Here is an 8,299-nt window from a genome sequence, read left to right on the forward strand (position 1 = left end):
GGCTGCGCAGCAGTCGCAAAATCATACGACTCGGTGCGTCAGGTAAACCATGGATGCCGGATTCACGACGGCTATGCCGCCGAACGCAGCCTCGCAAGCTCGGCAGCTGCTACGGGGCGGTGATGAATCTGTTGTTTCTACGAATCACGCTGAACTGCTCGCCCACGCATCAGTCGCATACATACAGCAGCCCTGATTCAGAGGAGTGAACGTGACCCGCGATGCCGAACGCCAAACCGTCGAATCAGCGCCATCGAACACGCCCTCGGCGATTCATCGACTCAGAGTGCTGACGGTCAATACTCACAAGGGTTTCACCGCCCTCAACCGGCGGTTCATCCTCCCGGAACTGCGCGAAGCGGTACGCAGTACGTCGGCTGACCTGGTGTTTCTGCAGGAAGTGGTCGGTGAACACGACCGGCATTCTTCCCGTCACAACGACTGGTCACCGACCTCACAGTACGAGTTCCTGGCCGACAGTATGTGGAGCGACTTCGCTTACGGTCGCAACGCGGTCTACCCCGACGGCCATCACGGCAATGCCCTGCTGTCGAAATACCCGATTCGCGAATTTCGCAACCTCGATGTCTCAATCACCGGCCCCGAGCGGCGCGGCTTGCTGCACTGTGTGCTGGATGTGCCGGGCCATGCTGAAGTGCATGCCATTTGCGTGCACTTGAGCCTGTTGGAAAGCCATCGACAACTCCAGCTGCAATTGCTCTGCCTGTTGCTCGAATCGCTGCCCGACGACGCCCCGGTCATCATTGCCGGCGACTTCAACGACTGGCAGTTGCAAGGCAATGCCGCCCTCGCCCGACGCGACTACCTGCATGAAGCGTTCGAACGCCACCTCGGCCGACCCGCGAAAACATACCCGGCGCGGTTTCCCCTGCTGCGCCTGGATCGCATCTACCTGCGCAATGCCAACAGTCATGAGCCGCGCATACTCGGCTACAAACCCTGGACACACCTGTCAGACCATTTGCCGCTGGCGGTGGAGGTACGCCTGTAACACCGTCAAGCGACAGGCGCCAAGAACTGCTGCCTGAAGCAGAAAAAATGACAGCAATCACGTCCAGGGCTTGCTCATAAATTTTGCACTGTTGATCCGTCACGCAACCGATAGCCCACTACCCAACACGTCTGGCCCGCACCTTTAAGCATGATTTCTCGCACAAACAATAACTTATATCTACGCCAATAATCAGTCACTTACAGCGTCTAAAATAGCCGTACCACTTATCGGCCATTTTCTTGACGCAACGCCATCGGTCTTCTTAGCTAGTCCTTACTACCCCCGGAAATTCATCAGGGGCAAGCCTCCAGACACCCGTAAAACGGGCGGGTCGAACCTTGCCTCAATCCATTCGGTCGCCCCTCATTCGGGGTAGGAGAGACGCCACAGCGAGATACGCATGCGATTGCAAGGTAGACCTCCATGAGAACTTCATTCACCCCACAAGAGATAAAATTCACTTTTTGCGTTGTCTCCGGTTCACTCCTGCTGTGCTCATCCATGGAGGGGCGAGCGTCGTCTGCCGAGGACGAAACAATGCCCTGGTACAACCAGCAACTACCGACAATTACCTTGCCCTTCGGTGTCGCCACGTATCCCGACCGTTTACGCGTCAATTCCGACTTACCCAGCTCACGCCTGACGACCGAAGACGCCGCGCCCTTGGCCTGGGACCACGCCTATGGGCCGACGTCGCGGCAGGCCCAAACCGATTATCTGGCCCAGGGCACGATCCCCGGCGCCAGCGAGTTCAAAGGCCCGGCGCTCCTGACCGTGCAAAGCAACAGCGGTAGTACCCAACGGGTCGGACTGATCGGCGGCACCGCTCAATTCCAGGGCAACGACAACGGCCTGCTGACCAGCCGCGCCCTCGCCGACCCCAGCCATGACACGCTCAACCTTCAAGGCCAAAGCCTGGGCGCCTACTGGAGCCTGACCGGGCCGCAAGGCTGGCACGTCGACTTGACGGCCAGCGGTGGCCGGGTCAACGGTTTTAGCCGTAACGACCAGGGCGTGCGACAAACCACCGAAGGCAGCGCGATGACAGTGTCGGTGGAAGGTGGTTTCCCGATTGGCTTGAGCGAAAACTGGGTGGTTGAACCTCAGGCGCAGTTGATCAATCAACGTATCACGCTGGATACGCCGTATGCCGGGTCAGGCAACGCCTCGTCCAGCGACCTGACGTCCTGGAGCGGACGGGTCGGTGCACGTTTGAAAGGCAGCTACGATATTAACGGCTTGCCGGTCGAACCCTATGTGCGGACCAACGTGTGGCACACGGTGTACACCGGCAACACCGTGAGCCTGGATCAGGTCGACAAAATCAGCAGCAGCCGCAATTCATCGACAGTGGACGTGGGCCTGGGGTTGGTGGCCAGGGTGACGCCGTTGGTCAGTCTGTATCTCAGCGCCGACTACAGCAGCAATGTGGATGACAATGATTTGAACGGGTTGATTGGTAGCCTCGGGGTGCGGATGCGCTGGTGAGGGTATGACTTGATCGTTCCCACGCTCTGCGTGGGAATGCAGCCCGGGACGCTCCGCGTCCCAAGAGCGGACGCAGAGCGTCCATTGAGGCATTCCCACGCGGAGCGTGGGAACGATCAATTCAGGAGGATCAGGATCCTAACCCTCCGGCCGCAGGATCAACACCGCCAACGGCGGCAAGTTCAACACCAGTGAAAGTGCCTGGCCATGGCTCGGTTCTTCCTCGGTGAACACCCCGCCACCGTTACCGTAATTGGACCCGGCATAGGTGTCGGCGTCGCTGTTGATCAACTCGACCCAGCGCCCGGCAAACGGCGCGCCAATGCGATAGGACTGACGCGGCACCGGGGTGAAGTTGGCCACCACCAACACCGGCCTGCCCTCCTTGCTCCAGCGCAGCCAGGCATAGACGCTGTTGATCGCGTCGTCGCCGATCAACCACTGGAAGCCTTGTGGCGCATCGTCCTGATCGTGCAGCGCCGGCTCTTCGCGATACAACCGATTCAAGTCACCGACCAGTTTGCGCACACCCTGGTGTTCCGGGTACTGCAGCAAATACCAATCCAGTTGCTGATCGTGATTCCACTCCCGCCACTGGCCGAATTCGCAGCCCATGAACAACAGCTTCTTGCCGGGATGGGTCCACATGAAACTCAGGTAAGCCCGCAGGTTGGCAAACTTCTGCCAACGGTCGCCGGGCATCTTGTCGATCAGCGAATGCTTGCCGTGCACCACTTCGTCGTGGGAAATCGGCAGGATGAAACGCTCGGACCAGGCATACACCAGGCCGAAACTCAGTTCGTTGTGATGATGGGCGCGGTACACCGGATCCTGCTGAATGTAATGCAGCGAATCGTGCATCCAGCCCATGTTCCACTTGTAAGCAAAACCCAGCCCGCCCTGTTGCGTGCTCTGGCTGACACCCGGCCACGCCGTGGATTCCTCGGCAATCACCAATGCGCCCGGCGCTTCCAGGGCCACCACGTCATTGAGATGACGCAGGAAATCGATGGCCTCCAGATTCTCCCGACCGCCGTGACGGTTGGGCACCCACTCACCGGCCTTGCGCGAGTAATCGCGATATAGCATCGACGCCACTGCGTCGACCCGCAGTCCATCGACATGGAAATGCTTGAGCCAGTGCAACGCCGACGCCAGCATGTAGCCGTGCACCTCGGTGCGGCCCAGGTTGTAGATCAGCGTGTCCCAATCCTGGTGAAAGCCCTCCATCGGGTTGCCATATTCGTACAACGCGGTGCCATCGAACTGCGCCAGGCCATGGACATCGGTGGGGAAATGCGCCGGTACCCAATCGAGGATCACGCCGATTTCGGCCTGGTGACACGCGTTGACGAAAGCGGCAAATTCATCCGGCGAGCCGTAACGGGCGCTCGGGGCGAATTGCGACAGCAGTTGATAACCCCATGAGCCACCGAACGGATGCTCCATGATCGGCATCAATTCGATGTGAGTGAAACCCAGCTCTTTCACATACGGAATCAGCCGTTCGGCCAACTCGGGCCAGGTGTACTGACGGGCGACTTCGCCCAGGTCATCCAGCTCGCATTGCCAGGAACCGGCGTGCAACTCGTAGATCGACAGCGGCGCACTGGTTCGCTGACGCTCGCCCCGCGACAGCATCCAGTCCTGGTCCTGCCAGTCGATTTGCAGCGGCGAAGCTACTTTCGACGCGGTGTCCGGCGGCAGCGCGGTGGCCAGAGCCACCGGGTCGGCCTTGAGCGGCAGAATGCCATGAGCCCCGAGGATTTCGTATTTGTAGGCCTCCCCCGCTTGCAGGCGCGGGATGAACAACTCCCAGACCCCAGTGGGATGTCGCAGGCGCATCGGATGCCGGCGACCATCCCAGACGTTGAAATCGCCGACCACCGAGACCCTTCTGGCATTCGGTGCCCACACGGCGAAGCGCACGCCATCCGCGCCATCGACCGTCTTCAACTGCGCGCCGAGGCAACCGCTCAGGTCGCGGTGATTGCCCTCGGCGAACAGGTACAAGTCCATCTCGCCGAGTAACGGGCCAAAGCTGTAAGGGTCTTCGGCGAGTTGCTCGCCGCCGGCCCAACGGGTTCGCAACAGATAGGGTTGGGCCCGCTCGAAGTGCCCGACGAACAATCCCGGAGTCTGGGTCGCCTCCAGGCTGCCGAGTTCTTCCCCGGAGGCCTTGTCCACCACCTGCACGCTCAAGGCGTCCGGCAGATAGGCCCGTATGAATTGCCCGCCAGCGCCATCGCTGTGCGGGCCGAGAATTGCGAAGGGATCCTGATGTTCGGCGCGTACCAATGCGTCGATGTCCCGCGCCCTGGGCAGCAGCGCTTCTTTAACGTGCCCCTGTTCCTTGTTCGAGAAACTCATGACTACTCTCCACCAAGATCGGAAAAGGGTTTAAGCCCACTCAATAATCCATATAAACCGTGCAACGGCACGGGCAGCCAGGTGGGGCGATTTTCCGCCTCATAGGCCACTTCATAAGCCGCCTTCTCCAGCCCGAACAACGCCAGCGCAGCGTCCTCGCCTTCGGGATCTTGCCATGCATGAGCAAGACTAGCTGCCGCCAGCCGATAAGCGTCGACAAATGATTGTCGCGCCTCTTTCAAATAACGATCGGCGACTCGTTGACGCGCCGCCTGGGTGTCGGCGGTGTTGTCGACGTTGTGCACGGTGATCGCCATCGCTGCGGCGTAATCGAAGGAGCGCAACACGCCGCTGACGTCTTTATAGGGGCTGTGTTTGCCGCGGCGCTCACGCAGCGGCCGCGCGGGCTCACCCTCAAAATCGATCAGGTAGGCATCGCCCTTGATCACCAGCACTTGCCCCAGGTGCAAGTCACCGTGGACGCGAATGCGCAGACCACCAGCCGCTTTCTTACCCAGTTCCTGGACATGGCTGAGGATGGCTTTTTTGTTGTCCAGCAATCGGCTGACCAATGCCTGGTCCGTCGCGCTCAATTCGGTTTGATGCTGCTTGAGCAGCTTCAGCGCGTGCTCCAGTTGCGCCGCCACAGCCTTGGCCGAGGCCAGGGCTTCTTTCTGGCTAGTGATGTGGGGGGCGAAGTCCGGATTGGCGCTTGGGGTCGCCAACACCAGATGCATTTCCCCCAGGCGCTGGCCAAGCATGCCGGCGAAATCCTTCAGCTCACCGAGGGCGTTGTAATGCTGCTCCTGTTCGGACACGGCATCGGCCAGCTCATCGCGAAGCGCCCGTTCAAGGTTGTTCTGGGTCCACTCCCATGCATCGCCCTGATTGCTCAAATAGCCTTGGGCGATCATCAACAGCGTGTCCTCGCCCGCCGTATCGCGACGGATCACCGCCCCCAACAGCGGCGAAATATTTTTGAAACCGGCGTGGGTCAGGTATGCGCTCATTTCCAGTTCCGGGTGCACCCCTGACGCGACCTTGCGGATCAATTTCAACACCAGACTGGCGCCGATCACCACCGAACTGTTGGATTGCTCGGCAGACAGGTAACGCACCTCCGACTCGCCGCTCAGCCCCAGTTTGGCCAATTCGTCGGTTGGCTCGAAACGGATCTCGCCACCGTCCGACGGCAACACCGTGCTGGCCTGCAGCCCCTGCAACACCGCATGAACAAAGCTGTCGAGGCTGAAGGCATCGGTAATCAGGCCGACCTGACGACCGCGCCGGACCCTGGCCAGCGCCAATTGCTGCGGCAACGCCGCGCCGACCTGTTCCTCGGAAATAAAGCCGAACGGCAACTGATAGCGGCTGGTCTGGCCAGCGCTGGTGACGTCGATTTCACTCAACAGCACCGGATGCTGCGGGTCGCCGAAGCGCACGCCGTAAGCGAGGTTGACGCTGTCGATGGTGCCGTCCTTGCCGGCGAACCAGCGACGATTCTGCAGCCAGCTCGGCAAAATGCCCTGCTCCAGCGAGTGCCGGGACGGCGCTTCGAGCAGCTCTTCCATGCGTTTCATCAGCACCAAGGTGGTGAAGTCCGGCAGGCTTTGCGCCGGCTCCACGTGCCAGCTCGGCATCTGGTTCTCCGCCGCCAGGCCGAACCAATAGAAGCCGTAAGGCGCCAGCGTCAGCAGGAAATTCAACTGGCCGATGGGCGGGAAGGCATTGCCGCCGAGCATCTCCACCGGAACCATGCCGACATACGCCGACAAATCCAGCTCCGCCGCTTGCGCGCTGCGGGACACGTTGGCCACGCACAGAATGATCTCGTGCTTGCCGTCCGCACCGGTGAATTCGCGGGTATAGGCCAGAATCCGTCGATTGCTCGGCGACAGCATCTTCAGCGTGCCGCGACCGAAGGCCTTGGACTGCTTGCGTATCGCGAGCATGCGCCGGGTCCAGTTCAACAATGAATGAGGATCACCGGCCTGGGTTTCGACGTTGACCGACAGATAGCCGTATTGCGGGTCCATGATCGGCGGCAACACCAGGCTGGCCGGGTCGGCGCGGGAGAAGCCGCCATTACGGTCGATCGACCATTGCATCGGCGTGCGCACACCGTCGCGGTCGCCGAGGTAGATGTTATCGCCCATGCCGATCTCATCGCCGTAATACAGGGTCGGCGTGCCGGGCATCGACAGCAACAAGCTGTTGAGCAGTTCCACGCGGCGACGATCGCGCTCCATCAACGGCGCCAGACGCCGGCGAATCCCCAGGTTGATCCGCGCCCGACGGTCGGCCGCGTAGTAATTCCACAGGTAATCGCGCTCCTTGTCGGTGACCATTTCCAGGGTCAGTTCATCGTGGTTGCGCAGGAAAATCGCCCACTGGCAGTTGGCGGGAATTTCCGGAGTCTGGCGCAGAATGTCGGTGATTGGGAAACGATCTTCCTGGGCCAACGCCATGTACATGCGCGGCATCAACGGGAAGTGAAACGCCATGTGGCATTCATCGCCGTTCTGGCCTTTGGCGTCGGTGTTACCAAAATACAGCTGAGTGTCTTCCGGCCACTGATTAGCCTCGGCCAGCAGCATGCGGTCGGGGTAATTGGCGTCGATCTCGGCGCGGATCTGCTTGAGGACGTCATGGGTCTCGGGGAGGTTTTCGTTGTTGGTGCCGTCGCGCTCGATCAGGTACGGGATCGCGTCCAGCCGCAGGCCGTCGATGCCCATATCGAGCCAATAACGCATCACCGACAGCACCGCTTTCATCACTTGCGGGTTGTCGAAGTTCAGGTCCGGCTGGTGAGAATAGAAGCGGTGCCAGAAGTACTGACCGGCCACCGGGTCCCAGGTCCAGTTGGACTTCTCGGTGTCGAGAAAGATGATACGAGTGCCGTCGTATTTCTGATCGTCATCAGACCAGACGTAGAAGTCGCGGGCCGCCGAGCCGGGCTTGGCCTTGCGCGCGCGCTGGAACCACGGGTGCTGGTCCGAGGTGTGGTTGATCACCAGTTCGGTAATCACCCGCAGGCCGCGTTCGTGGGCCTCGGCAATGAAACGCTTGGCATCGGCCAGGGTGCCGTAGTCGGCGTGCACGCCGCGGTATTCGGCGATGTCGTAGCCATCGTCGCGTCGTGGCGAGGGGTAGAACGGCAACAGCCAGATGGTGTTGACGCCCAGATCGGCAATGTAATCGAGTTTGGCGATAAGGCCGGGAAAGTCGCCAATTCCGTCATTGTTGGAGTCGAAAAAAGACTTAACGTGAACCTGGTAGATCACCGCATCCTTGTACCAGAGCGGGTCCTTGATGAAGGTGGCTGACCTGGGTTTCTTCGCCATTTGTAACTCCTGTTGAATTCGAATTCGCCAGAGAAGGCGGCGTCCGGCCGTAGCAGCTGCCGAGCCTGCGAGGCTGCGTTCG

Annotated in this window: 4 protein-coding genes; 2 read left to right on the forward strand and 2 right to left on the reverse strand. The window is 60.4% G+C overall.

The window, feature by feature from the left end; all coding sequences use genetic code 11:
- Positions 1–211: 211 nt before the first annotated feature.
- Together PMI21_RS00970 and PMI21_RS00965 are read left to right on the forward strand one after the other, a co-directional pair.
- A complete protein-coding gene (locus tag PMI21_RS00970) occupies positions 212–1,012 on the forward strand; it encodes an endonuclease/exonuclease/phosphatase family protein (RefSeq protein ID WP_007941988.1) in 801 nt (266 codons plus the stop codon).
- Positions 1,013–1,438: 426 nt separating this feature from the next.
- Positions 1,439–2,503, forward strand: a complete 1,065-nt coding sequence (locus PMI21_RS00965; protein WP_033064275.1) for an autotransporter domain-containing protein — start codon at positions 1,439–1,441, stop codon at positions 2,501–2,503.
- Positions 2,504–2,641: 138 nt separating this feature from the next.
- Here the strand turns inward: PMI21_RS00965 and glgB are convergent, their stop codons facing one another.
- On the reverse strand, positions 2,642–4,873 hold the full coding sequence (gene glgB, locus PMI21_RS00960) for a 1,4-alpha-glucan branching protein GlgB (protein WP_007941990.1): 2,232 nt from the start codon (positions 4,871–4,873) through the stop codon (positions 2,642–2,644).
- Positions 4,874–4,875: 2 nt separating this feature from the next.
- A complete protein-coding gene (gene treS / locus PMI21_RS00955; RefSeq protein WP_007941991.1) occupies positions 4,876–8,217 on the reverse strand; it encodes a maltose alpha-D-glucosyltransferase in 3,342 nt (1,113 codons plus the stop codon).
- Positions 8,218–8,299 lie beyond the last annotated feature (82 nt).

It is taken from the genome of Pseudomonas sp. GM18 (assembly GCF_000282195.1).
In the GTDB taxonomy this organism is placed as follows: Bacteria; Pseudomonadota; Gammaproteobacteria; order Pseudomonadales; family Pseudomonadaceae; genus Aquipseudomonas.